The sequence below is a fragment of the Sporomusa sp. GT1 genome, assembly GCF_014634905.1.
In the GTDB taxonomy this organism is placed as follows: Bacteria; Bacillota; Negativicutes; order Sporomusales; family Sporomusaceae; genus Sporomusa; species Sporomusa sphaeroides.
Genome location: NZ_BMBX01000002.1, coordinates 246531 through 270511 on the forward strand (window position 1 = coordinate 246531; position 23981 = coordinate 270511).

19 protein-coding genes and 1 riboswitch are annotated in these 23981 nt (G+C 47.4%); of the genes, 12 read left to right on the forward strand and 7 right to left on the reverse strand.

The features are described from left to right. The first annotated feature begins 7 nt into the window (after positions 1-7). A complete protein-coding gene (locus tag GT1_RS04735; RefSeq protein ID WP_188397755.1) occupies positions 8-1291 on the forward strand; it encodes a four-carbon acid sugar kinase family protein in 1284 nt (427 codons plus the stop codon). A gap of 7 nt (positions 1292-1298) precedes the next feature. Then, positions 1299-2318: a 4-hydroxythreonine-4-phosphate dehydrogenase PdxA gene (gene pdxA / locus GT1_RS04740; protein ID WP_188397756.1), complete on the forward strand. Its 1020-nt coding sequence runs from the start codon at positions 1299-1301 to the stop codon at positions 2316-2318. Positions 2319-2539: 221 nt separating this feature from the next. Here the strand turns inward: pdxA and GT1_RS04745 are convergent, their stop codons facing one another. Continuing rightward, entirely contained in the window at positions 2540-3421 is an 882-nt protein-coding gene (locus tag GT1_RS04745) for a DMT family transporter (RefSeq protein ID WP_223226058.1), read from the reverse strand. Positions 3422-3651: 230 nt separating this feature from the next. On the opposite strand from GT1_RS04745, the gene GT1_RS04750 reads away from it, so the two are divergent. Further along, complete coding sequence (locus GT1_RS04750) at positions 3652-4677, forward strand: ROK family protein (protein WP_188397757.1); 1026 nt, start codon at positions 3652-3654, stop codon at positions 4675-4677. 188 nt (positions 4678-4865) lie between these two features. Here GT1_RS04750 and GT1_RS04755 read toward each other — a convergent pair whose 3' ends face one another. From GT1_RS04755 to GT1_RS04770, 4 genes are all read right to left on the reverse strand, one after another. After that, positions 4866-5309: a universal stress protein gene (locus GT1_RS04755; protein ID WP_188397758.1), complete on the reverse strand. Its 444-nt coding sequence runs from the start codon at positions 5307-5309 to the stop codon at positions 4866-4868. Between the two features lie 59 nt (positions 5310-5368). Further along, positions 5369-8470, reverse strand: coding sequence for an efflux RND transporter permease subunit (locus GT1_RS04760; protein WP_188397759.1), 3102 nt, complete (start codon positions 8468-8470; stop codon positions 5369-5371). Beyond that, positions 8467-9594, reverse strand: a complete 1128-nt coding sequence (locus GT1_RS04765; protein WP_188397760.1) for an efflux RND transporter periplasmic adaptor subunit — start codon at positions 9592-9594, stop codon at positions 8467-8469. The genes GT1_RS04760 and GT1_RS04765 overlap by 4 nt, the downstream gene beginning before the upstream one ends. Positions 9595-9929: 335 nt before the next feature. After that, the gene (locus GT1_RS04770) at positions 9930-10544 is read right to left on the reverse strand and encodes a TetR/AcrR family transcriptional regulator (RefSeq protein ID WP_188397761.1); all 615 of its coding nucleotides are present in this window, start codon (positions 10542-10544) and stop codon (positions 9930-9932) included. A gap of 309 nt (positions 10545-10853) precedes the next feature. Between GT1_RS04770 and GT1_RS04775 the strand changes: the two genes are divergently transcribed. The 3 genes from GT1_RS04775 (at position 10854) to ade (ending at position 14920) form a co-directional block, all read left to right on the forward strand. Further along, the gene (locus GT1_RS04775; RefSeq protein WP_075757798.1) at positions 10854-11603 is read left to right on the forward strand and encodes a GntR family transcriptional regulator; all 750 of its coding nucleotides are present in this window, start codon (positions 10854-10856) and stop codon (positions 11601-11603) included. A 146-nt stretch (positions 11604-11749) separates the two neighbouring features. After that, entirely contained in the window at positions 11750-13138 is a 1389-nt protein-coding gene (locus GT1_RS04780) for an NCS2 family permease (RefSeq protein ID WP_188397762.1), read from the forward strand. A gap of 18 nt (positions 13139-13156) precedes the next feature. After that, the gene (gene ade / locus GT1_RS04785) at positions 13157-14920 is read left to right on the forward strand and encodes an adenine deaminase (protein WP_188397763.1); all 1764 of its coding nucleotides are present in this window, start codon (positions 13157-13159) and stop codon (positions 14918-14920) included. A gap of 206 nt (positions 14921-15126) precedes the next feature. Here the strand turns inward: ade and GT1_RS04790 are convergent, their stop codons facing one another. Further along, positions 15127-17058 carry a sigma 54-interacting transcriptional regulator gene (locus GT1_RS04790; protein ID WP_188397764.1) on the reverse strand — a complete coding sequence of 644 codons (1932 nt, stop codon included), beginning with the start codon at positions 17056-17058 and terminating at the stop codon, positions 15127-15129. 202 nt (positions 17059-17260) lie between these two features. On the opposite strand from GT1_RS04790, the gene GT1_RS04795 reads away from it, so the two are divergent. The 5 genes from GT1_RS04795 to GT1_RS04815 all read left to right on the forward strand — a co-directional run bounded on the left by GT1_RS04795 (position 17261) and on the right by GT1_RS04815 (position 21622). After that, complete coding sequence (locus GT1_RS04795; RefSeq protein ID WP_188397765.1) at positions 17261-18424, forward strand: UxaA family hydrolase; 1164 nt, start codon at positions 17261-17263, stop codon at positions 18422-18424. Between the two features lie 16 nt (positions 18425-18440). Further along, positions 18441-18731 carry a UxaA family hydrolase gene (locus tag GT1_RS04800; protein WP_075757803.1) on the forward strand — a complete coding sequence of 97 codons (291 nt, stop codon included), beginning with the start codon at positions 18441-18443 and terminating at the stop codon, positions 18729-18731. Between the two features lie 67 nt (positions 18732-18798). Further along, entirely contained in the window at positions 18799-19764 is a 966-nt protein-coding gene (locus tag GT1_RS04805) for a 2-keto-3-deoxygluconate permease (protein ID WP_188397766.1), read from the forward strand. Between the two features lie 224 nt (positions 19765-19988). Next, entirely contained in the window at positions 19989-20711 is a 723-nt protein-coding gene (locus GT1_RS04810) for a transposase (RefSeq protein ID WP_255430407.1), read from the forward strand. A gap of 74 nt (positions 20712-20785) precedes the next feature. Further along, on the forward strand, positions 20786-21622 hold the full coding sequence (locus GT1_RS04815) for a site-2 protease family protein (protein WP_188397768.1): 837 nt from the start codon (positions 20786-20788) through the stop codon (positions 21620-21622). A gap of 56 nt (positions 21623-21678) precedes the next feature. On the opposite strand, the gene GT1_RS04820 is transcribed toward GT1_RS04815, so the two are convergent. Then, complete coding sequence (locus GT1_RS04820) at positions 21679-22509, reverse strand: class I SAM-dependent methyltransferase (RefSeq protein ID WP_188397769.1); 831 nt, start codon at positions 22507-22509, stop codon at positions 21679-21681. Between the two features lie 426 nt (positions 22510-22935). After that, positions 22936-23080: riboswitch (FMN riboswitch) on the forward strand. A 113-nt stretch (positions 23081-23193) separates the two neighbouring features. On the opposite strand from GT1_RS04820, the gene ribB reads away from it, so the two are divergent. Further along, positions 23194-23841, forward strand: a complete 648-nt coding sequence (gene ribB, locus GT1_RS04825) for a 3,4-dihydroxy-2-butanone-4-phosphate synthase (RefSeq protein ID WP_188397770.1) — start codon at positions 23194-23196, stop codon at positions 23839-23841. The last annotated feature ends 140 nt before the right edge of the window (positions 23842-23981 follow it).

The following is a 23981-nucleotide window of genomic DNA, read 5'->3' on the forward strand; positions in this document are numbered from 1 at the left end:
AAGCGATTTGAAAGCAACAAGCAAAGGGATGATCGTTATCGCCGACGACCTGACTGGTGCCAACGATACCGGGGGACAGTTCGCCCGGCAGGGCATGCATACGGAGGTGCTGCTGAATGATGCGGCGCTCAATGCCACAGCCACGGCCGATATTATCGTAGTTGATACAAACAGCCGCGCCGTTCCCGCCCCGGAAGCCTATGCAAGGGTACAGCAAGCCGCCCAAAAAGCGGTGGCAGCCGGATTTGGCCAATACTATAAAAAGCTGGATTCGACCCTGAGGGGCAATGTTGGCATGGAAATTAAAGCTATTCTTGACTTGAACCTGCATGATTTTGCCCTGGTTATGCCCGCTTTCCCCAAAAACGGGCGCATAACTGTGGGGGGCAATTATCTGCTCAATGGCGCGCCGCTCTCCACTACCGAAATTGCCCGTGACCCGAAAACCCCTGTTTACGAAACCATGCTGCCCGAACTATTGCGAAAGCAGACAGGCTTCAAGGTCGGTCATATTGATTTTGCCGATATATCGCAGGGACAGGAAGGCATTGTACAGGCCCTGCGCCGGCATCTGAATGACGGTTGCCGGATTATCAGCTCAGATGCCTGGCAGGACGAGCACTTTCTTATTGTTGCACAGGCGGCAGCCAGCCTTTCTGAAAAAATCCTCTGGTCCGGGTCTGCCGGACTTGCCGAAGTGCTGCCGCAGCTGTTTCATTGGGCGGCAGAACAAGAAACCCGCCAGCCGGCTTTTGTTATTGCCGGCAGTGTAAGTTCTGTGACGCGCGGTCAGGTAGAACAGCTGGTGGCTTCCGGCTATGAGATGATTGAACTGGAAGTTGCCGGGTATTTGTCCTGGCAGGCAGGCCAGCCGCATCCGACTCTACAGCAGGTGCAGCAGGCCCTGTCCGCAGGCCGGCGCATTGTTCTGGTCTCCGGTTACAAGGCCGACACGGTGCAGCAGACACAGGCTGCCGGGGAAAAGCTGGGTATGTCCCTGGTGCAGGTCGGCGAAAAAGTGGCCCAGATTCTTGGCTGGATTGGCGCCGAAATATTGCGGGCGCAGGATATTTCCGGAGTGGTTCTGACCGGCGGCGATACGGCTGTGGCTGTATGCAACGCCCTGGGTGTCACCGGCATCCGCGTTCTGGAAGAAGTGACGCCGGCTATTCCGCTTGGTGCCATGACCACCCGGGAGGGGAAACAACTATTGGTCGTTACTAAAGCCGGAGCATTCGGTGCGCCTGACGCACTGGTAAAAGCAGTGAAAAAACTGGAGCAAAGAAGGTGATTAGCTAATGGGTAAAGAACAGCTTCCGATTCTTGCCATTACGATGGGTGATCCGGCCGGCTGCGGCCCGGAAATTATTGTCAAGGCACTGGCAGATCAACGAATCTACCAGATATGCCGGCCACTGGTGTTTGGTGATGCCGGGAGAATGGCTATGGCGGCCGGGATTGTGAACAGCCTGGCGAAAATTCATGCCACCGCTGAGCCGCAAAACGTGTTGTATGAATACGGTACTATTGACGTACTTGATTTTGCCAATGTACCGGCCGACCTGCCTTTTGGTCAGGTAGACGGCCGTGCCGGTCATGCGGCTTACCAGTATATTGAAGGTGCCATTAGGCAGGCTTTGGACCAAAAGGTGGCTGCCATTGTTACGGCGCCGATCAACAAAGAGGCGCTGCACAAAGGCGGACATCACTTCCCGGGCCATACAGAAATACTAGGTGAGCTCAGCCAGACCAACGATTATGCCATGATGCTTTCCAGCGACGACCTTAAGGTCATCCATGTTACTACCCATGTTTCCATGCGGCAGGCAGCCGATTTGATTAAAAAAGACCGAGTTCTCAGGATCATCCGGCTTGCTGACCGTACGTTGCGGCTGCTCGGCCTGGAAAAGCCGCGCATCGCGGTAGCCGGTTTCAACGCCCATGCCGGTGAAAATGGCCTGTTTGGGCGTGAGGATATCGACGAAATTCTTCCCGCCGTGGAAGCGGCGCAGCAGGAGGGCATTGCCGCCAGCGGCCCCATCCCGCCGGACACCGTTTTCTTCCGGGCAGCCAAACGTAAAGAGTTTGACATCGTAGTCGTTATGTACCACGATCAAGGCCATATTCCTATTAAGCTTCTGGGCTTTGATTCGGGTATCAATGTGACCGTCGGGCTGCCGTTTATCCGGAGTTCGGTTGATCACGGCACCGCCTTTGACATTGCCGGCAAAGGGATTGCCGACAGCGGCAGTATGACGGCCGCCATCGAATTTGCCGCCAAGGCAGCTCAGGGCCTAGCCGGACAAACCGACGCGTGACTGAATCTCACCTCACAGCTCTGGCAGCACTGAACCATGTAAAAGCGAAACAATAAACAGCGGAAGCAGGCCCCGGTTTGGGGTGCCTGCTTCCGCTTTATGTTATGCCTCAGAATAAAGGGAGTGGGAAGCAAAAAAGAACGTCCCCTTGCTTCCCTTGCTCCTTCAAACAAAAGGAGTGATTATTTGCTTTTTAAAGTAAATGGTCACTCCTTATTTTTTTAGTTAGAATGTCCCTGGGACATTGCATTCGGCGGCTTTAACGCAGGAACTATATACCTGACAGCGATTGCCGTTAAGATAACACCACCACCAATAAGTGCCCAAAAGCCAGGGGTCTCTCCTAGAATGAAAAAGACCCATAACGGATTGAGGATTGGTTCAATCATCGTAATGATCGAAGCCTCCAGAGCACTTACCAGCTTTATAGCAATTGAGTATAAGACATAGGCCAGGCCAAGTTGAATACATCCTAATGCGAGGAGAGCCATCCAGCCTTCCATTCCGGGGGAATCATCAAACATAAAGGGTAATCCGCAGATAAAAGTAAGTACATTGCCTAATAAAACGGCACCAAAGGGGCTCCCGTCTTTTTGCTGGCGCATACATACAGTCATAACGGCCATCGCCACACCACTGCCTATAGCTAGAATGTTACCCATGAAACCGCCTTCTGACATCTTATCCTGGAAAAAGAGCACCATACCGCTAACTGTCAGGACAATGGTCAGCCAATCATATCGATTCGGCCTTTCATTTAAAAAGATTGCTGCCAAAATGGCAACAAAGACCGGACTGGTGTATTGCAGTAAAATGGCATTGGCGACAGTTGTCATTTTAATGGCTGTCACAAAAGTCATCAACATAATCGCATACGCTAATCCGCCGGAGACCAAAACCCAATTCCAGCGGATCCTGGTATGTCGAAACGCAATAGCAATGACAACCGCAGCAAAAGCACTCCTGGCACCGGCTATCGCCAGCGGATTCCATTCAATCGACTTAATGACAAAGCCGCTGGTACTCAATAAAATGGCGGTAACTACCAGTAAAATGATACCTTGTAAACGGCTGGACATTGCATTTGGACTTAAATAGTTCAAGAGATTACCCCCTATTAAACGTGTCGTAAAAAGTTCCCTGGTGCTGCTTTTGTTGCTGGTCCGGAAAAACATGTTTAAGAAATTACTATTAAATTGTATAGTAAATATATGGTTTAGTCAATACTTATAATAACTGATATAATAATGTTATTGTGCTAAAATAAATGATAGGAATATCACATAACTGTTTGGAGCCGGCTACACGAGTTTCATTTACAAAGGAGAGTATTATGGCGCAGCTTACTAGTAACTCAGCTCAAATAAAATGTATTAACGTAGAACTTGTTAAAACTACGCTAAAAAACCTAGCGACTGGTACAAAACAAGATGTTGCTAAGGCAACAGGTTTAAGTGTAGCAACTTGTAATACTATACTTAATGAATTGGTAGAAACGGGAGAAGTTTTAGCAGACGAACTAGCACCGTCTTACAGTGGGAGGCCTGCCCGACAATATACATTTAACGCAAACTATTCTCTAATAGCCTGTATCTATATGTATAATAAGAATGGCACACATACTATCACTTATACAGTAGTAAATCTTAAGGGGGAAATTCTTGAAGAACACTGTGTACAAAAGAAAATTTCTTATGAAAAAATTGAAAATGTAATTGATGAATTGCTTGAAAGATATACCAACATCAAAGCGGTGGGTATTGGCGTGCCCGGGCTTGTTAATCAGGGCGTCGTTGGCGTTTGTGATATTGATGAACTGGTAGGTATCCCTTTGGGGTTGCTATTAAAAGAAAAGTATCTGTTGAAAATCACAATTGGCAATGGCACGAATCTCACCGCTTTGGGTTTTTACCATAATCAGGGGTATCAGGAAGAAACAATTGTAACCATACACTTTTCCAAAAAGAACTATCCGGGGGCAGGAATTATTGTTGATGGTCGTATACTGCAGGGAAGTACTGGCTTTGCCGGTGAGATATCATTTTTACCTTATGATTGTTCAAGGGAAGAGCAACTTAAGCAATTAAATAGTAACGAGGGATTTATCCCGCTGGTCGTTAAGACAATTTGTTCTTTTATTGCAGTAATTAACCCGTCGTCTATTATGATGGTAGGTGATCTATTTGCAACAGAAATGCTGGATGAAATTCGCGCTAGTTGTCTAAAATTCATTCCCCAAGAACATATGCCGTCTCTTTTCCTATCCGCAAGTTACCATGAGGTATATATGAGGGGTCTAATATTTAAAACACTAGAAAGTTTAACCTATAATATAGAATTGATAGAAAAAAAGATCTAGCGGTCAGTGTGCGGACATGATCAAGTTTTTGACAGTTAAATCATGTAAAAGCGAAACAATAAACAGCGGAAGCAGGCCCCGGGGTTTGGGGTGCCTGCTTCCGCTGTTATGTTATATTTCAGGGAATAGTATCAGAGATACCTGAGGGAAACCTTATAAGGCGTAGCGGCGCGTGCGGATGAAAGCAACTATTTAATAACCAAAACCGGGCATGGGGCATGATGGAGAACGTAAGTGCTGACGCTCCCCAGGAGCAAGCCGGAAATCGCGCCTAAGCCCCGGCAGCCGATGACGATAATATCATAGCCGTTTTGCGTGGCGAAGTCGGTAATGGCAGTGCGTGGTTCGCCAAGCTCGTTGTGGGTTTGAACGTAAATGTCAGCCGGGACTTGTTTGCTTGCTTCTGCCAGGATTGTTTTAGCATAGTTTGCGGGATCGGTAGAAGCGTTGGGCGGGATTTTGGCTCCCTTGACCTGGTCATACAGAGGGACTTGCTGCGATAGCACCGATACATAAAGAATGCTGATTTCAGCAGCAAGGTAACGGGCCAGCGTCGCTGCATGGGACAATGCCCTGAGCGCGTGGCTGGAACCATCCACCGGAACTAAAATTTTCTTATACGGAACTTCCATAATGATCAACTCCTTATCAATATAGTTAGTAGACCAAAGGTTTCCTGACACCTGACAAATCAAACAGAATGATTGGCAGAACCGGCATTTAAGGAATTTTTCTTATCCATAGTAGGCTGGGCTTTGTACCAGGCGGCATACATGACCGGCAGTACCACTAAGGTTAAGATAGTGGCGCCCATTAGCCCTGCCGCAATGGCGACAGCCATCGGGCCCCAGAAGATGCTTGAAACCAGGGGGAGCATCCCTAAAATCGCTGCTGCCGCAGTCAGAAGGATAGGGCGTAGCCGGATGACGGTGGCATCGATAATGGCGTCCCAGAGAGGTTCGCCGGCTTCCAGCAATTGGTCAATCTGGTCCATTAATATAATGGTATTGCGCATAATAATCCCGGCCAAAGCCAAAATTCCCAGTTGTACAACAAAGCCCATCGGACTGTTGGTAAAAAACAATCCGACCGCTACGCCGATAATGCCCAGCGGTGCCGTAAGCAGCGTCAGAATCATTTTGGGAATGTTTTGCAGCTGGATCATTAGGAGAATCATGATCGCAATGATCATGGCCGGTATCGGTTCTGACATGAATTTTGCGGCCCTAATGCTGTCTTCTTTGCCGCCGTCATACTCGATGCTGTAGCCAAACGGCAAACCGGCGCGCAAATCCGCCAGCTTGCTATAAACCTGTTCCGCCACATCATCCCCGGTCACGTCGTCGGAATTCAATTCCGCCTGTATCCAGATCATCGGCTTCAAATCACGCCGGTAGATCAAACCGTCCTCCGTCTCGAAACGGATGGTGGCGATCTGATCCAGCGGGACATATTGTCCGTTGCCGACCGGAATATTAAAATCTTTTAGATAAGCCGGATCATTTCTGTCCCGGGCGGCAAACCGCAGCACCATACTGACTGTTTTGTCGGTTTCCCTGAATTGGGTGATCTCTGTCCCTGACTGCTGCATCTGGAGCGCACTGGCCAGCGCCTGCGAGGTAATTCCCAGCTTCCGGACCTTATCCTGGTCGATATCCAGATGCATAATCTTACTTTTTTCGCTCCATTTCAGGTTTACATTCCGGGTATGGGGATTGGCGGCCATCACCGTCCGTATTTGTTCGGCAATGTCCCGCACCTTGTCCAGCTCATAGCCTTTTACCCGCAGCATGACCGGATAGTCGGACGATGGGCCGTTGTTGATTACCTTGGTGTGAAATTGCACATGGGGAAATTCCTTGATTAATACTTCGCGGTATTTCGTCTGCAGTTCGTCCCGGGCTTTGGCATCGGTGGCCACAATGATAAATTCGGAAAAATTCGGTTTGTTGGCAGTCGGCTCAAAGCTTAATACAAACCGGGGAGCGCCTTCACCTACATGGTAGGTATAATAGGAAATTTGCGGATTGTCTGCCAGTTTCTGCGCAAACTCACGGGCAACGGCATCGGAATTTTCAATGGAAGAACCTTCCGGCAGCTCCAATTGGATAATCAGTTCCGGCCGGGTGGAAGCAGGAAAGAATTGTTGTTTTACCAGCCCCAACAAACCGATGGAAGCGATAAAAGCACCTGCTGTGGCAATTAGTACAGTCTTTTTATGGGTCAGGCACCAGACTAACAACCGGCGGAATTTTTGATAAAATTTTGTATCATAGGGATCATGTTCTTTTTCCCCGTTCCCTTTCGGTTTAATTCTGATAAACAAATAGCCTAACAGCGGTGTGGCGGTCCCGGCCACCAGCCAGGAGGTAAGCAAGGCGATGGTGACAACCATAAAGATGCTGGCACAGTATTCCGAAGCGGTCCCGGCGGCAAACCCGACCGGGATGAAGCCGGCGCAGGTGACCAACTCGCCGGTTAAGCGGGGATAAGCCGTGGACGTATAGGCAAAGCAGGCGGCGTTAAAGCGGCTCCAGCCTTGCTCCAGCTTAACCACCATGGCTTCAATGGTAATAATCGCGTCATCCACCAGCAGGCCCAGCGCGATAATCAGCGCGCCCAGGGAGATCCGCTGCAAATCAATGCCGAACAGATTCATGAAGGTGAACACAATGGCGATGACCAGCGGAATACACAATGCCACGATGATGCCGGAACGCACTCCCAGACTGATAAAGCTTACGATTAAGACAATAACAATGGCTTCGCCCAGGGATTTTACGAATTCATCAATAGAGCTTTCCACTACTTTGGGCTGATTGACGGTCTGGTGTATTTCCAGGCCGGCGGGCAGTTCCTTTTTCACCTGTTCGATCGTCTTTTCAATATTTTCCCCCAGGACCAGCACGTTGCCGCCTGGCTCCATCGCCAGGGAAATGCCGATGCCGGGTTCCCCGTTATAATAAAATTTAGGGTCGGCGGGCTCACTGTAGGAGCGGGTAACGGTCGCGATATCACCCAGGCGGAAGGCGCGCCCGTTCGCCTGAATGGGAGTATTCTGAATATCCTCCAGGTTTTCAAACATGCCGGTAATCCGTAAATAAATATTGTCAGAGGCCGTTTCCAGCATGCCGGCTGCCGACATGGCATTTTGTGCCTGCAGCGTGGTGGTGATTAAATTGGGATCAATCCCCAATTGTGCCAGCTTGCTGTTTTCGATTTCGATATAAATCTTTTCGGTTTGCACGCCCAGGAGGTTCACTTTTTTTACACTGGGAACCCCGAGCAGAATCCGCCGGATTCTTTCCGCCTTGGCGCGCATGTCTTCATAGGTATAACCGTCGCCGGTCAGGGCAAACACCACACCGTACACTTCGTCAAACCGGTCGTTGAACTGCGGCGGCAGGACCCCGGAGGGGAAAGTGCCGGCGATGTCGCTCACCATATTGCGCACTTCCAGCCACTTGTTGCGTACGTCTTTTTGCAGCACCGTGTCTTTTAAATGAACATAAATCACCGTGACTCCCGGAGTGGAGTAGCTTTTTAAATAATCAAGCCCCGGCAGGTCCTGCAATTTCTTCTCAATTTTGTCGGTAACCTGCTCCTCCATCTGTTGGGCTGTGGCTCCCGGCCAGGCAGCGGTAACAATCATTTGTTTGATGGTAAAGTCCGGGTCTTCCATACGGCCCAGGTTTTTATAAGAGACAATACCGGCGATGAAAAAGAGAATAATAAAAAAATAAATGAACTGTTTGTGGTTAAGGGACCATTCGGTCAAATTGAAGCCTTTCACAGCGAATCACCGCCGATGCTTACTTGCTGTCCTTCGGTCAGTTTATGTACCCCGGCAATGACGATCCGCTCACCCTGGCGCAGGCCGTTGAGTACCTGGACGGTGTTGTCCTTGCCGTAATAACCGGTCTGAATGGAGCGCAGGGTTACGGTTCCGCCCGCAACTACCCAGACAGCGGGGGTGGGATTGCCGGTCTGATAGACAGCCGCTACGGGTATGTTTATGACCGGTTGTTCTGAGTTGCCGGCTACGGCTACGGTAGCGGTCATGCCCAGCTTTATTGCCGGCGGCGGGTTGATCAGACTGATACGCACTTTAAAAGTGCGGGTGATTGGGTCGGCCATCGGAGAAATTTCTCTTATCCTGCCTTCTGCCGTTACAGCAGGCAAAGCCCAGAAGGAAACCTGTATTTTTTCCGTATTGCGCAGTTCTTCAAGCCGGTTTTCCGGTACGCTGATTTCCACTTCCCGTTCGCCATCCTGCACAACGGTAACGATAACCTGGCCGGCGCTGACTACCTGGCCGATTTCGGCGGAGATGCCGGATACAACGCCCGGTTTATCGGCTTTTAACAAGGTATAATCCAGCTGATTGGCACTTTGCTTGTATTGTGCTGAGGCTTGGCGCACCCCGGCAACGGCTACATTATAAGCGTTGGCATACTGGTCATACTGGGACTGGCTGATAGCGCCGCCTTCCAGTAGTTCCCGGTAGCGGTTGAGGTTGCTTGCGGCTAATTGCAGTTGCGACTCGGCCGAATCCACCTGAGCGGAATAGTTACTTACTGTTTGCACAACGTCCTTGGCGTCAATTTGCAGAAGGACGTCGCCGGCCTGTACTGTACTGCCCAACTGCACATTTCTTGTGATAATTTTGCCGTTTACCTGAAAAGCGAGCTGACTTTCATAGCGGCCGCGCACTTCGCCGGAGTAAGTATACCTCTGGGAAACACCGGAGTTGCCGACAACGGCGGTGCGTACCACCGGAATTTCATTGACGACTGCCGGTGGGCGAGGCTGTCCTTGCCAGAGTGCGCCGCCGAGAATACATAAGCCGGCGATGGCTGCGAACACATAATATAATTTTTTTCTGGGAATATTGGTTGGCCAAGATGGTAATTGCATGCTTTCACTCCTTAGTTTAAAAGGTTATATACTGGGAAATGACTGCTTCGAAAAACGGTATCTTTCCGGCAAAAGAAGGGGAGGAGGGCGGGTCGAGTCCTGTTGCCCCCGTATTTTCTGAGTTATAAGCGGGATTTTCCGGCGGATAGTTTGGCGTTGATACAATTTATATGCCTCCTTCTGTAAGGGGGATAGACTTATACTCCGGTGACAAAGTAGTTTTCGCCCATTATTTAAATGCGTTTAATTAATGGGTTTGAAAAAACCGCTCAATCCAGATTTTTCTGGCAAGCGGGATTTTCGGGTAATGATTCAATTGTGGTTGACTTGCATGATTACAGCGAGATATGGATATTTCCCTCTTGTAGGCCTACTGTCTTTTCGACGAGAGATTCCGCCATTCGCAGACGCAGGGACAAGAGTTCCCGGGGTTGCTTTTCATAGAGGCCAGCAATTAAAAAGTCTATGATAAGTAGGATAAAGCTCATAGCAGTCTGCGGATGGGCGACCTTAAAGACCTGACGGCTTCGGCCTTCTTCGATAATATTCAGCCCCAGAGGCGTGAGCATGAGCGTGACGCCTTTGGTTAGTTTATTCTTAATATGCAAATTCTGCTCATGATGTATAGTGTTAAGCAGTTCTTCACCGTGCGCACGGACATTTTTAATTACGGTACTGATCATAAATCCCAGTTTTTCCGCCGGGGAAGCAGCGGAATGAGTCATGTTTTTAATTTCGGCAAGGAAACAAGCTACATGACGGTTAAGCAGTGCTTCCAGAATTTCCTCTTTGGACTTAAAGTAGTAATAAAACATGCCCTGCGTAACACCCATTTCTTTGGCAATGTCACTGACAGTTGTTCCGAAATAACCCTTAGCTGTAAATAAATATTCTGCTGTATCTAAAATTTCGGTAATTCGAATTTGCGGATCTTGCGGAGGTCTGGCCATAAAATATACCTCAATTGCTTAATTATTTAAATGCATTTAAATTATAAAGCCTGTTATGAATTTTTTCAAGGATTAATTTTCCACCTGCGCATTTTAGGGTCGAAGCGAGGGGACGTTCATTTTGCTTCGCTTGCAACGTTCGCAGTTTGCGACAAGATGCTACACCTGCGAGGTTTTGGGGTAAGACCTGTCTCCTCAAAAAATATTAGATGATTATTGCTATTTTGTAAGGGAAACGATATAATTTGTAAAGAGGTAATACCTCATACGTATAGAGGGCTATCCTATGAAAATTATGCAGGAGGGCTTATGGAGATCAGGCGGGTAAAAAATCGTTCTCTGAATGAGGAAGTAAAAGAAGCCCTGTACCGGTACATAAAGTCTATGGATATACAGAAAAATAATAAGCTTCCCCGCGAGGAAGCGCTGGCTGAAATGTTAGGGGTAAGTAGAATTACCATCAGGCGATCCCTGACTGAGCTGTCCCACGAGGGGGTAATTTTTCGAAAACACGGAATCGGGACCTTTGTCAACGCCGACGCCCTGCAGATTAAGATCACCTTTAATCCGGCTCAGGAATTTGAAAAGCTGATTAGAAATAGCGGCTATAAGGCAGAGGTGGAACTGGTAAATATCGAAATTAAGCTTGCAGGCTATAATGGCTCGAATAAATTGCAAATTGATCCTGAAGATGAAGTGGTAATAGTAGAAAAAGTATTTTATGCTGATGGAAATCCTGCAATATATTGTATTGATAGATTTCCCCGGAAACTGATCGAGGGAGATATCTCCCCCAACGACATTAAACTGTCGATTTTTGAGTTTTTAAAAGCCAAGGCAGGCAAAATAGTAACCAGAGACATCGTAGAAATATCCACTGCAATGGTAACAGAAGATGATAAGCTGGCGGCTTACATGAATAGTGTGAAGCCCAAAGCCTTTTTAGTATTTGAGAGTGTGAATTTTGACCAGGACAATAATCCGGTTTTTTATGATACTGAGTATTATGACACAGATCTTATTCGGTTCAGTTCTTGTCGGCAAAAGGATATTTATTAAAAAAATAATAGCTGAAGTTGGCAGAGTAAACAATTTCGGCTATTATTTTTTTATATAATATAGAGGTAATACCTCATACGTATGCTGTGACTGCTTCTGCCTTGCTTTTACATTATTATAAATTTTTTAGGAGGTAACGGTATTATATGGAACTTAGTACATGTAGCAACAAAGGCTTGCTTGAACGTATGTTTAAGCTTGCGGAAAAGGGTACCAATGTTAAAACGGAAATCCTGGCAGGAATTACTACCTTTTTAACCTGTGTGTATATTGTCGCCGTTAATCCGGCTATTCTTGCCAACGCCGGCATGGATACCAAAGCTGTGTTTTGGGCTACCGCACTGGCGGCAGGCTTAGGCTCTATCTTCATGGGGTTATATGCTAATTTTCCCTTTGCATTGGCGCCGGCCATGGGCTTAAATGCCTATTTCGCTTTTTATGTTGTCGGGGTACTCAACCTTTCCTGGCAAAATGCATTAGGCTGTGTATTGATCTCCGGGATTGCTTTTATCATTTTGAGTTTGTTTAACATTCAGGAAAGAATTGTTAATGAAATGCCTCACTGTATAAAAAATTCGGTAGGTGCAGGCATTGGATTTTTTATAGCGTTTATCGGCTTAGCTCAGGCTGGAATCGTGGTCTCCAATAAAGATACTTTGCTGCAAATGGGGAATTTAGGTAACCCGGGGACTTTGCTGGCATTACTGGGCATTGCTTTGACGGCTGTACTCATTATTAAACGAATCAGGGGCGCTATACTAATCGGGATATTGGCTATCACCGTTGCCGGCTTTTTTGTCAAGAACCCGGCAACAGGCATGAGTTACACACAATTGCCGGCAGGCGGCATGCTGGCCTTTGATAATCCTGTTCAGGCCTTGGCTCCCACTTTTGGACAATTATCTTTTGCCGGTATGTTTGACAGCTCAGGCATTGTGCTGCTGGGAGTGCTTTTTGCCATCTTCAGCTTCTTATTCGTCGATTTATTTGATGGTATCGGCGTTCTTGTCGGGGTATCAGCCAAGGCCGGTTTTTTAAATGAAAAAGGGGAACTGCCTAATGCCGGTAAAGCGCTTTTTGCCACCGCCTGCTCTGCCGCCGGTGGAGCGGTATTGGGTACAAATACGGTTTGCATTTATGGAGCGGAAAGTACAACCGGGATAGCCGAGGGCGGCCGCACCGGCCTTGTTGCCGTGGTGGCCGGAGTTCTGTTTATTTTATGCCTGTTCTTTTCGCCGGTATTTCTTATGATTCCGGCTATCGCGACTGCACCGGCCCTGGTCATGATCGGGGTCTTTATGATGGAACCGCTCAAATCGGTGGATCTTCAGGACTTTGCCATAGCCTTCCCGGTATTTTTGGCAGTCATGATTATGCCCTTTACTTATAGTATTGCTCATGGAATTTTATTTTCCGTATTAGGCTACACCCTCGCGCAGGTCGCCGCCGGCAACAGGAAAAATATCAGCGCCACGGTATGGGTGTTAACGGTAATCTTTATTATTTATCTGACCTTAGAAATAGTACTAAAATAGATACAAGAGGTGCAGGCAATGAGAACTTTTGAAGAAATTAAAACAACCGTTGAAGCCGGTTTGGGGAGAATTCCCTGTGATTTGAAGCTGGAAAATGTTCAATTGGTCAATGTGTATTCTGCCGAAATATATCCTACCGATATATACATAAAGGATAAAAGAATTGTTTCCATTGAGCCCAATATTGATTTGGCAGCCAAGGAGGTAATTCCTTGTCAGGGGCAGTACGCCCTGCCGGGTTTAATTGATACCCATATGCATTTTGAGTCAACCTTATTGTCGCCGGAAGCTCTTGCGGCGGTAATGGTTCCCCAGGGTACTACCACGATTTGTGTTGATCTTATGGAAATTGCCAATGTTGCCGGTGCTGCCGGCATTAAGACCATGCTGCAATCCATGTCACGGCTGCCTTACCGGATGCTGATTGAAGTATCCTCACGGGTTCCCACTGCGCCAGGCCTTGAAACTACGGGGGCAGTTTTGGGGGTAGCAGAGGTTGAAGAAATCTTAAACTGGGAAGAAAGCTGCAGCCTAGGTGAGATAGACCCTTCGAAAATATTATTTGTGCAGGATGAGTATTTGCAGAAGATAGCAGCAACGCTGGCGCGGCGAAAAGTTGTTAACGGCCATGCTATCGGACGATTGGCGCAGGAGCTTAATGTATATGCCAGTGCCGGTGTATCTGACGACCACGAATGTGTTGATTATGAAGAATTGCTGGCCAGAATACGCCTGGGCATGAAAGTCATGGTCAGGGAAGGCAGTACGGAAAGAAATCTGGAAAAACTAATGACCGGAGTAATAGCCAACGGCCTGGATTACGATAATTTAATTTTCTGTACCGATGATAAGCATGCCAGTGAAATCAGAGAAGAAGGACACATTAATTATAATATCAATAAAGCGGTGGCTCTCGGTGTGCCGTTCATGAAGGCAATGCAAATGGCGACAATTAATGCAGCCAAGCATTTTAGAGTGGAAGATGAATTAGGCAGTATAACTCCCGGCAGACTGGCAGATATCCTGCTGGTCGAGGATTTACAGGACGTAAAGCCTGTCAAGGTAATTTTTGAAGGTAAAGTAGTTGCCGAGGCGGGTAAATTATCGGTGGAATGTCCGCCGGGGCAATATCCGCAGTGGATTAAGGAAAGTGTTACCTTTAAGCAGGCAATTACCGCACAATCCTTTGCGGTCAAGGCTAAAACCAATCAAGCCAAAACAACCGTTAATGTCATCGAGCTGTGTGATGAGCAAATTATTAATGAATGGGGCCGGACGGAGCTTGCCGTTGAACATGGCGTTATTGGCAATGCTGTGGCACAGGACATTCTGAAGCTTGCGGTAGTCGAAAGATATGGCAAGACCGGCGGGGTAGGCGTAGGTTTTGTTAAAGGCTTTGGTTTAAAGAAAGGCGCTTTGGCCTTTTCCACCTCACATGACCACCATAATATTGTCTGTGTGGGAACAAATGATGCTGATATGGCTGTGGGGGTTAATGCTATCCATGAGATGCAGGGCGGACTGGTTGTGGTTGATAATGGCAAGGTAATCGCCAAAATGCAGCTGCTTATCGGTGGCTTAATGAGTGAAAAATCCGCAGATGAGGTCCTGGAAGAAATTGAAGCCATGAATATGGCGGCCAGGACATTAGGCTGTCCGCTGCCTGCGCCCTTTATGACTTTAAGTTTTATTTCCCTGCCGACCGTTCCCAAGCTGGGCTTAACAGATAAAGGACTGGTAGATGTTCTGGCGCATAAGCTGATTGCTGTGGAAGCTGATTAATCGGGTTACTTAGGCACATTTTTTTAAACAAAGGAATGAAAGTTAAATAGGCTCTAAAAAGCCAGGACTGATATTCGCCTGAGAGCGGATTTCAGTCCTGGCTTTTTTTGTTTAACAGCATGTATGAGCTTTGCGCGGACAGCCGTTATACAATGCTGCGCTGCTGGCGCTTACAGATAACGGCCGCCTGCGTCTAAGCTGCCATACTACTTTAGCAGACGGTCTAAGGTATATCTGGTAACTCCCAGCTGTTTGGCGGCTTTTGATTTGTTGCCGCCGCAGGCTTTGAGTGTATCGACGGCTAATTGGTGCTTCATAGCTTTCATACTTACAGCCGCCAGGCTGTGACCGGCAATTGCCGCAGGAGCAGCCAGCGTTTTTGCTGCTGGCAGTCTGACGCTGTCGGTGTCAAGTTCTTTGAGGGAATCCAGCAATATATCCATCGTGTTTCCGGTTTCTTCATATGTCAATACCAGACGTTCCATAGTGTTGCGCAATTCTCGGACATTGCCGGGCCAGGGATAGCGAATGAGCGCATCATGGGCTTCCGGCGGCAGTTCAATGGCGCTGCGGCCATATTTTTCCGCAAATAAACTCAAAAAATAGTTGGCCAAAGGATAAATATCGGCAACTCGCTGCCGCAGGGGCGGAATGGCGATGGTCAGCACGTTAAGCCGGTAAAATAAATCCATTCGGAAAAGCCCTTCAAAGGCTTTCTGTTTAAGCGGGACATGGGTAGCGGCGATGACTCTGATATCTACCGGCATCCAATTGTCTGACCCCAGCCGCATGACTTGCCGCTCCCCCAGTACGCGCAGCAGCCTGGCTTGCAAACCGAGCTCCATATCGCCAATCTCATCGAGAAACAGTGTGCCGCCGTGGGCCAGCTCGACTAAACCCGGCTTGCCTTCCTTGCGGGCGCCGGTAAAGGCTCCTGCCACATAGCCAAAGAGCTCGCTTTCCAACAGCTGTGGCGGTAAAGCCGAACAGTTGACGGCGACAAACGGACCGCTGCTGCGGCTGCTTTCCTGATGGATGCTTTGGGCAAACAGTTCCTTGCCGCAGCCGCTTTCCGCCTGGATTAGCACCGTTCCGTCGGTTAAAGCATACCGCATGGCTTTATCGATGGTTCGCTTCATTTCATGGTCCCAGGCCATAATATCGCTAAAGGAATATTTGGCAAACAGGCCTTTGGCATGAAGTGTAAGGCGGATTTTTTGCTCAGTTTTTTGGATCCGGCCGGTTTCCTGAAAGGTGGCGACAGCTCCTTCTACCTTGCCGTTGACCTTAATGGGAATTTTGCTGGTAACAATCATTCCGGAAAGCGTGCTTTGCAGCTGGTCCAATTCCGCTTTGCCGCTGATGAGTATATCAGGCAGTTTGCTGTTGGCGATAAACTGGGTAATGGGTTTGCCAATTGCCTGTGCGGCATTGCTGTTGAAAATGGTTTCTGCCGCCGGGTTCATGACTGTGATGTTGCCGGAGTCGTCAATGGCTACCACACCGTCATGAATAAAGTGTAATATAGTGCGGAGCTGTTCTGCCGATTTTTTTTCTTCTGTCTGGACCTGGGCAATTCGGCGAGCTTCTTCGATGGCTTCATAAATCGATTCCGCGCCTGATACGATGAGCCTGACCTCAGGCACATTCAGATTTAGTTTGCTGATAACCAGGGTATCGCCAACCAATATGTCCACCGGGGTTTGCAGCAGTTTTTTGTGCAAGCAGGCCTGGGCTGCCTGCCAATCCGGGTTTTCGGTGCTATTTAGGGTTAACAGTTCAAGCGATTTTATTTGCAACATTTGGCTGATTGCCCGGCAGCCTCTGACTACATTGTGATAGCCGATTACCCCGATGGTTTTATTTTTTCCGATAAGGTCGCTGAGCGTGTGCAAAATATCATAGCCGGTTACCTTTACCTCCACAACCGGGAGGTTAAGATTTTCTTGAATCAGACTGGCGGTGCCGCCGCGGCTGATAATCACCTGGCAGCCCTCGGCCGCAACTTGTTGGGCGCAGTCCAGCCCTTCATCCAGCAGGCCTTCAAAGACTTTTACGTCCGGGTAAGTTTCGGTGCAAATTTCACGGGCCAGTGTCGCTAAATTGGTATATGGAGCAATAAAGGCAATGCGATTCACAACAGTTCCTCCTAGTTAACCAAAGCATGTCTCGTTTTTATAGATATGTTCAATTTTTTATTAAAATATGTTCAAAAAATTAGCACTTACTTCTTTGTAATTCAACAAATAGGGCGAAAATCCTGTTGGCATGAAATTTGCATATAAAATATTATGTAAAGGAATTCTTGCTGTTACTACTAGATAAAGGAGTGCTAATTACATGAACTTTCAAGGATTTGTACGTCCTGACGGGACGGTAGGCATTCGCAACCATGTTCTTATTCTTCCTTCCGTTGTGTGTGCCAACCGGGTGGCACGCGGTATTTCACAGCAGGTAGCGGGAACAACCTGGGTTGAGCATCAGCACGGCTGTACTCAGCTGGGCGCCGATGCGGAATTGACAGCCCATGTGCTGGTCAGTCACGGCACCCACCCCAATGTATATGGTGTTGTGGTTGTCGGACTTGGTTGTGAAACCATCCGGGCCCAGAATATTGCTGCCGCCATCAAGGAAAAATGTCCATATAAGCCGGTTCATCTGGTTATTATCCAGGACGAAGGCGGCTCGGTAAAGGCTACTGCCGCCGGCGTCAGCGCGGCAACAACTATGGTGGGCGCAGCGGCGCAGCTTCAGCGGGAAGCTATTGATGCATCCAAACTTATTTTGGGAACCGAATGTGGCGGTTCGGATGCCTATTCCGGCATATCTGCCAATCCGGCCCTGGGTTTTGCCAGCGATCTCCTGATTGACGCAGGCGGCAGCGTGGTTTTGGCCGAAACCACCGAAATTATTGGTGCCGAGCATATTATTGCCTCCCGGGCGGTCAATGAGGAGGTTGCGAAAAAATGCTTCGCAACTATCCAGGCCCGCGAAAAACTTGCTACCGATATGGGAGTGGATATGCGCGGCGGGCAGCCGACACCCGGCAATATTGAAGGGGGCCTGTCCACGATTGAAGAAAAATCGCTTGGCTGTATTTACAAAGCCGGTTCCAGACCGCTGCAGGATGTCATTGGCTATGCGGCACCTGTCACCCAGAAAGGACTTGTATGGATGGATACGCCGGGACAGGATGTGGAACAGCTTACCGGCATGGTGGCCGGGGGCTGTCATCTGACAGTTTTCACTACCGGGCGGGGAACCTGCTGCGGTTCACCGATTTCGCCAACCATCAAGGTTTCGACAACCACACAGCTATTTGAACGCATGAATGATAATCTTGACTTGGATGCAGGCCCGATTGTTGACGGTAAGGAAACCGTTGACCAGGTTGGCCGCCGGATATTCCAGGAAATCCTTGATGTGGCTTCAGGCAAACAGACAAAAGCGGAAATTCTCGGCTTCAATGATTTTGCCATATACCGGTTCGGACCTACGATGTAAGAGAGGAGTGGATAAGATGTCTAAAATACAAGCCATTATTATGAAGCCGAAAGATAATGTGTGCACGGTGGTCGAAGCAGTTGCCGCCGGCACGGAAATTACCGCCAGCTGCGGGGAGATCAAGAGTACTACGCAAGTGCTCAATAACATTCCAGCCGGCCATAAGTTCGCCATCAAAGCCATCGGAAAAGGAGAGCCGGTGATTAAGTACGGTGAAATCATCGGTCTTGCCACCCAGGATATTGAGCCAGGTCAGCATGTTCATGTTCACAACATCGAAAGCTGCCGGGGACGAGGCGATAAATAATCCTGCTGTAGCAGGAGAGCCTGGCTAATGAGTTTCATATAAAACATTGAAAGTGAAGGGGAAAATTATGCAAATTAAAAAGACGATTGAACGGGTTCCGGGCGGAATGATGCTTATCCCATTATTGTTGGGGGCGATCATTAATACCTTTTTCCCCGCGGCCGGTAAAACTTTCGGATCCTTTACCAATGCCTTGATGACCGGGTCTCAGCCCATTCTGGCAGTATTTTTTGTCTGTATGGGGGCTACGCTCAACGTCAAAGCCACCCCATATATTCTTAAAAAAGGCGGCGCCTTGTTAGGTGCTAAAATCTTTACCGGCACGGCCCTGGGTTTTCTGGCTGCGGCTTTGATCCCGAACGGCTTAATGGTGGAACACGGACTATTGGCCGGTCTGTCGGTTCTGGCAATTGTAGCTTCCATGAATGATACCAACGGCGGGCTCTATATGGCTCTGATCGGGCAATTCGGCAGAAAAGAAGATGCTGCCGCCTATTCTGTCATGAGTTTGGAATCAGGCCCTTTCTTCACGATGATTGCCCTGGGGATGGCGGGAGTAGCGGCTTTTCCCCTGCCAACGCTGATCGGCACTATCCTGCCGCTGTTAGTTGGTATGCTGCTTGGCAACCTTGATGAAGAAATGCGTGATTTTCTGGGCGGCGCTGCTCCTATTATGATTCCGTTTTTTGCTTTTGGCCTTGGCAATTCGCTTAATTTGACTACCGTTTGGAAGGCCGGCCTGCTTGGACTATTAATGGGTGTGGGTGTTGTTGTCATCACCGGCACTGTCCTGATTATTGCCGACAAGCTCACCGGCGGTACCGGTGTGGCAGGCATAGCCGCGGCTACCACTGCCGGCAATGCCGCAGCGGTTCCGGCAGCCATTGCCGCAGTGGATCCGCGGTTTCTTCCCGTAGCGCCGTCAGCCACGATGCTGGTGGCCACCTGCGTAATTGTTACGGCAATTCTGGTGCCGATTGTCACAGCCTGGTATGCCAAACGGGTAGCGGCTCAAACGGTACCACAGCCGTAATATTGCCCTGGCTTATAGAGTACGATTTATTTAAAATCTCTTGCTGAGCTTGTTCAGGTAACTCGAATTGAGCATCCTGAACAAGCTCTCTTTTTATTGCCCGGGAAGCGTGGGGACGTTCATTTTGCTTCTTGGCTGATTTATGATACAATAAAACAAAAACAGGAGAAGAGAGTATGGCAAGATGTGCAAGAGAAAAAAGTGTCAGCGGGATCTATCATATCATGATGCGCGGGATAAATCGTCAGGATATTTTTCTTGATGAGGACGACCGTTGCCGTTTTTTAGAAATTATAAAGCGGGTCCAGGAAAGCGGGAGTTGCAGTATTTACGGATATTGCTTGATGAACAATCATATCCATCTCTTGTTGCAGGAAAAAGAAGAAGAATTGTCGATTATTATGAAGCGTATTGGTACGAGTTATGCGTGGCGGTATAATAAAAAACATGATCGAGTGGGGCATGTTTTTCAGAATCGTTTTCAAAGCGAGCCAGTTGACACAGAAGCATATTTGCTGGGCGTTTTAAGGTATATTCATAATAATCCTGTAAAAGCAAAACTGGTTGCAAAACCTGAGGATTACCAATGGAGTAGTTGTCAGGCCTATTATCAGGGGCAGGATTCTTCCGGTTTGGTCAATACTCCGTTTGTTCTATCTATATTAAACGGCAACGGGGAGGCGGCCATAAAGCAATTTGCCGATTTTATGCACCAGGAAAGTGCTGATCAATTCATGGATTTCAAGGCAAAACAGCGAAAGAGCGATGATGATTTGGCTCAAGCAATTAAAGAACTGTTAAATGGACAGCCAATTGAACTGTTGCAAACTATGGATATAGCTATGCGTAATAAAATAATCAGGGAAATTAAAGAACTGGAAGGCGTAACACAACGGCAAATAGCCAGGGTAACCGGGATCCATCAAAGTATAATTTTTAAGGCATGAATTTTGCAAAGCGAAAGGAAATAGATTAATTATATAAAAAATAAGATGTTTGATTAACGAAATGAGGTTAAGCAATGAATAGAGAACCTGACATGCTTGGAAGTACGGACGATTCCACACCACCGCCGAAACCGCCGTGGTACAGGCGAATCGGATTAGGCGGGGTAGTTACGGCCCTGTTTGCCATCTTGAAGTGGAAGAGTATTTTAAGTTTTCTTCAAGGAATATTTTTTCTGTTAAAATTTAGTAAGTTTGGGGTTGCTACTTTATCCATGGTGGCAACGATTGGCGTATATGCCTGGTTTTATGGTATTTGGTGGGCAGTCGGTTTTGTTTTGCTTATTGCGGTCCATGAGTATGGTCACATGTTTGCCGCCAAAAGGCAGAATATCCCGGTAACCGCACCTGTCTTTATCCCGTTTTTAGGAGCGCTGATTGGCCTTAAGGAACAGCCGAAAGATGCAGCGACAGAGAGTATCATTGCCTATGGCGGTCCTGTATTTGGCTTTTTAGCTACCGTGCTGGTGCATGCGGCTGCCTATGTATTTCAGTCACCGCTGTTGTTTTCTCTGGCTTTTACCGGTTACTTCCTCACCCTGTTTAATCTTATCCCGGCCTCGCCGCTTGATGGCGGACGGATTGCCGGGGCCGTGTCTCCCTATATCTGGTTTTTGGGGATTCCCTTGATTGTAGTTCTTATTTGGTTTACTTTTAGCCCCATCTTATTTCTGGTGTTGCTCGCCGCAGTTCATCGCGCCTGGGAGTTCTGGAAGCACCGGAATGACGCCTATTACCACACCAATCCAGGATTTCGGTTTAAGATGGGAATAGGCTATCTGGTATTAATGCTGCTGAGCGGGATATTAACCTATGAAGCTCACCTTACGGCAGAGGCGCTGCGACCGCGATGATCTGTGCTGCTGCTTGCTTCGGGGTGACATTATGAAAAAACAAATTTACAGCAAATTTATTTTTCTAACAGTATGGCAATAGTAAAATTATCTTCCTGATAAGAGCTGCCCGTAACATCACCAAATACTTTGCATACCTTAAAGCCTGCGTCATTTGCCTCCTTAATCAACGCTTCTTTTGTAAAATAACTATTCCACAAATAGTAAGTGGCTGTCTCTCTATTAGAAATAATAGAAATTTGCTCCAATGTAACATTGTTAGAATATTTATAGCACCCATTTAAGGCAACGTATTTATCTTCGCGCCAAAAACCGCCGTTATGGCAAATTTCCCATGTTTTCTTTTCTTGAAAATGGTTGTACTTAGCTGCTGAAAATACATCCAGCAAGAACTTCCCACCAGGTCGTAGATGATTAAATACCTTTTGCATAGCAATTTGTCTGTCCGTTGTTGACAATGCGCCATAATCGCAATATATCATTATTGTAAAATCAAAAACCTTGTTCAAATCCATATGCAAATAGTTTTGATAAAGATACGTAATGTCTAAACCCTGCTCAAGTGCCGAGTTTTGCGCATAATCTATTGACCGCTTTGAAAAATCAATCCCGGTTACTTGATAGCCCGCTGTTGCTAACCTTTCAGCATATATGCCAGGACCGCAGCCCATGTCAAGCAGTAACGGGAAATTTGAAGGTGGTACAATTTCTTTTATCCACGCAGCTGATTTGTCTATAAACGTTAATTTTCTGCTTGCGCCTTCAAATTCTGGGTCAAGGTGAGCTTTGAGCATTTGTTTGGAAATGTGCTCATCATTCCAAAATGCAACTTCTGATTTGGTATAAAGAGGGGGTTTTTCTAAAACCCTGCTAATGCTGTTGAACATAATTGTTTTCTCCTTATAATTGGGCAAAATAAAAAGCCGTAGATTTTATTCTACGGCTCATCTCCTAAGGTGAAGAAAAGTTAAGAGTAAAATAAAATCAAACATTAGGCACAAAAACTAAACTGTCAAAGCAGTTAGTTCTTAACCTATAGAATTGATTTTATCTACTCTTTTCCAGTCATACTTATGCCCTGATTTTATGACATCTGGTACGCCGGATGTTCATCACCTGCTCATTACATTTTATAAATTAACATTACAATACATAGCGGTTTCTGTCAAATGTAATCCGCACGAAGCATGGGGACGTTCATTTTGCTTCTTGTTAGTGAAACATGTCAACAAAAGAATAGTTAGGTACCTAATGAAAAAAAGAATAAGAAAAAGTTGACAAAAATAGATGTGCAAGTATACTTGGGTATAGCGACTTATTCTCAGGGCGGGGCGCAATTCCCCACCGGCGGTGTATCAGGATACTGATGAGCCCGCGAGCGCTCTTTACATATAAAGAGGACAGCAGAACTGGTAAAAGCCAGTGCCGACGGTATAGTCCGGATGAAAGAGGATAGGCAGTCAACTAGTTTTCTCATGAATAAAATCTGCAATTTAGCATGGATGGGAGCCGTTGTCTGTCTGGTATGCCCTGATTCAAGTAAGTCCGACTAGAAATTAGGAGGAGATACTGTGAATCAAAATTTGTTAGCTCAATTTGGTGATGAATTCGAAAGGGTAGAGGCTGCGCTTGATGCCTTGCGCAGCGGGCGAGGGGTTTTAGTCACCGATGATGAAGACCGGGAAAACGAAGGGGATATCTTTTTTGCCGCCGAGTCTTTGACGAATGAGCAAATGGCCTTGCTAATCCGTGAAGGCAGCGGGATTGTGTGTTTATGTTTACCGGAAGAAAGAGTTCAGGCCTTAGATTTACCGATGATGGTGGAAGTGAACACAAGCAGCTTTGAAACTCCATTTACTGTCTCCATTGAAGCGGCAAACGGAGTTACTACCGGTGTTTCCGCTGCAGACCGTGTAACTACTGTAAAAGCAGCGATTACTGACCCTGTAAGACCTGAGGCGCTACGGCGTCCCGGACATATTTTCCCCTTGCGGGCCAAGCGCGGAGGTGTACTGGAAAGACCGGGTCACACAGAAGCTAACGTAGATTTGATGAGAATGGCCGGTTTAAAACCTTATGGTGTATTATGTGAACTAACAAATGCCGATGGTACAATGGCAAGGCTGCCTGAAATCGTGGCATTTGCCGGGAAACGCAATATGCCAGTGGTTGCGATAAGCGATATTATTGCTTATCAAAGCAAACAGCATACTGGCTGATTTCGGCAGGAAAGATTTATTTATAGAATTAGGAGACATGTTGCTGACATGTCTCTTTTATTTTTTCTGAAGGCCCGCTCCGCATCCTTGCGGACGCGTATTCCGCTTCGCCTTCTTGGGGCTGTTTCCTTGCCTTGGCC

What these genes read in the sequence shown, in the direction of transcription:
- pdxA (WP_188397756.1), top strand. Translation starts at nt 1,299, where the DNA reads ATGGGTAAAGAACAGCTTCCGATTCTTGCCATTACGATGGGTGATCCG.
- GT1_RS04750 (WP_188397757.1), top strand. Translation starts at nt 3,652, where the DNA reads ATGGCGCAGCTTACTAGTAACTCAGCTCAAATAAAATGTATTAACGTA.
- GT1_RS04755 (WP_188397758.1), bottom strand. Translation starts at nt 5,309, where the DNA reads ATGGAAGTTCCGTATAAGAAAATTTTAGTTCCGGTGGATGGTTCCAGC.
- GT1_RS04765 (WP_188397760.1), bottom strand. Translation starts at nt 9,594, where the DNA reads ATGCAATTACCATCTTGGCCAACCAATATTCCCAGAAAAAAATTATAT.
- GT1_RS04770 (WP_188397761.1), bottom strand. Translation starts at nt 10,544, where the DNA reads ATGGCCAGACCTCCGCAAGATCCGCAAATTCGAATTACCGAAATTTTA.
- GT1_RS04775 (WP_075757798.1), top strand. Translation starts at nt 10,854, where the DNA reads ATGGAGATCAGGCGGGTAAAAAATCGTTCTCTGAATGAGGAAGTAAAA.
- GT1_RS04780 (WP_188397762.1), top strand. Translation starts at nt 11,750, where the DNA reads ATGGAACTTAGTACATGTAGCAACAAAGGCTTGCTTGAACGTATGTTT.
- ade (WP_188397763.1), top strand. Translation starts at nt 13,157, where the DNA reads ATGAGAACTTTTGAAGAAATTAAAACAACCGTTGAAGCCGGTTTGGGG.
- GT1_RS04795 (WP_188397765.1), top strand. Translation starts at nt 17,261, where the DNA reads ATGAACTTTCAAGGATTTGTACGTCCTGACGGGACGGTAGGCATTCGC.
- GT1_RS04800 (WP_075757803.1), top strand. Translation starts at nt 18,441, where the DNA reads ATGTCTAAAATACAAGCCATTATTATGAAGCCGAAAGATAATGTGTGC.
- GT1_RS04805 (WP_188397766.1), top strand. Translation starts at nt 18,799, where the DNA reads ATGCAAATTAAAAAGACGATTGAACGGGTTCCGGGCGGAATGATGCTT.
- GT1_RS04810 (WP_255430407.1), top strand. Translation starts at nt 19,989, where the DNA reads ATGATGCGCGGGATAAATCGTCAGGATATTTTTCTTGATGAGGACGAC.
- GT1_RS04815 (WP_188397768.1), top strand. Translation starts at nt 20,786, where the DNA reads ATGAATAGAGAACCTGACATGCTTGGAAGTACGGACGATTCCACACCA.
- GT1_RS04820 (WP_188397769.1), bottom strand. Translation starts at nt 22,509, where the DNA reads ATGTTCAACAGCATTAGCAGGGTTTTAGAAAAACCCCCTCTTTATACC.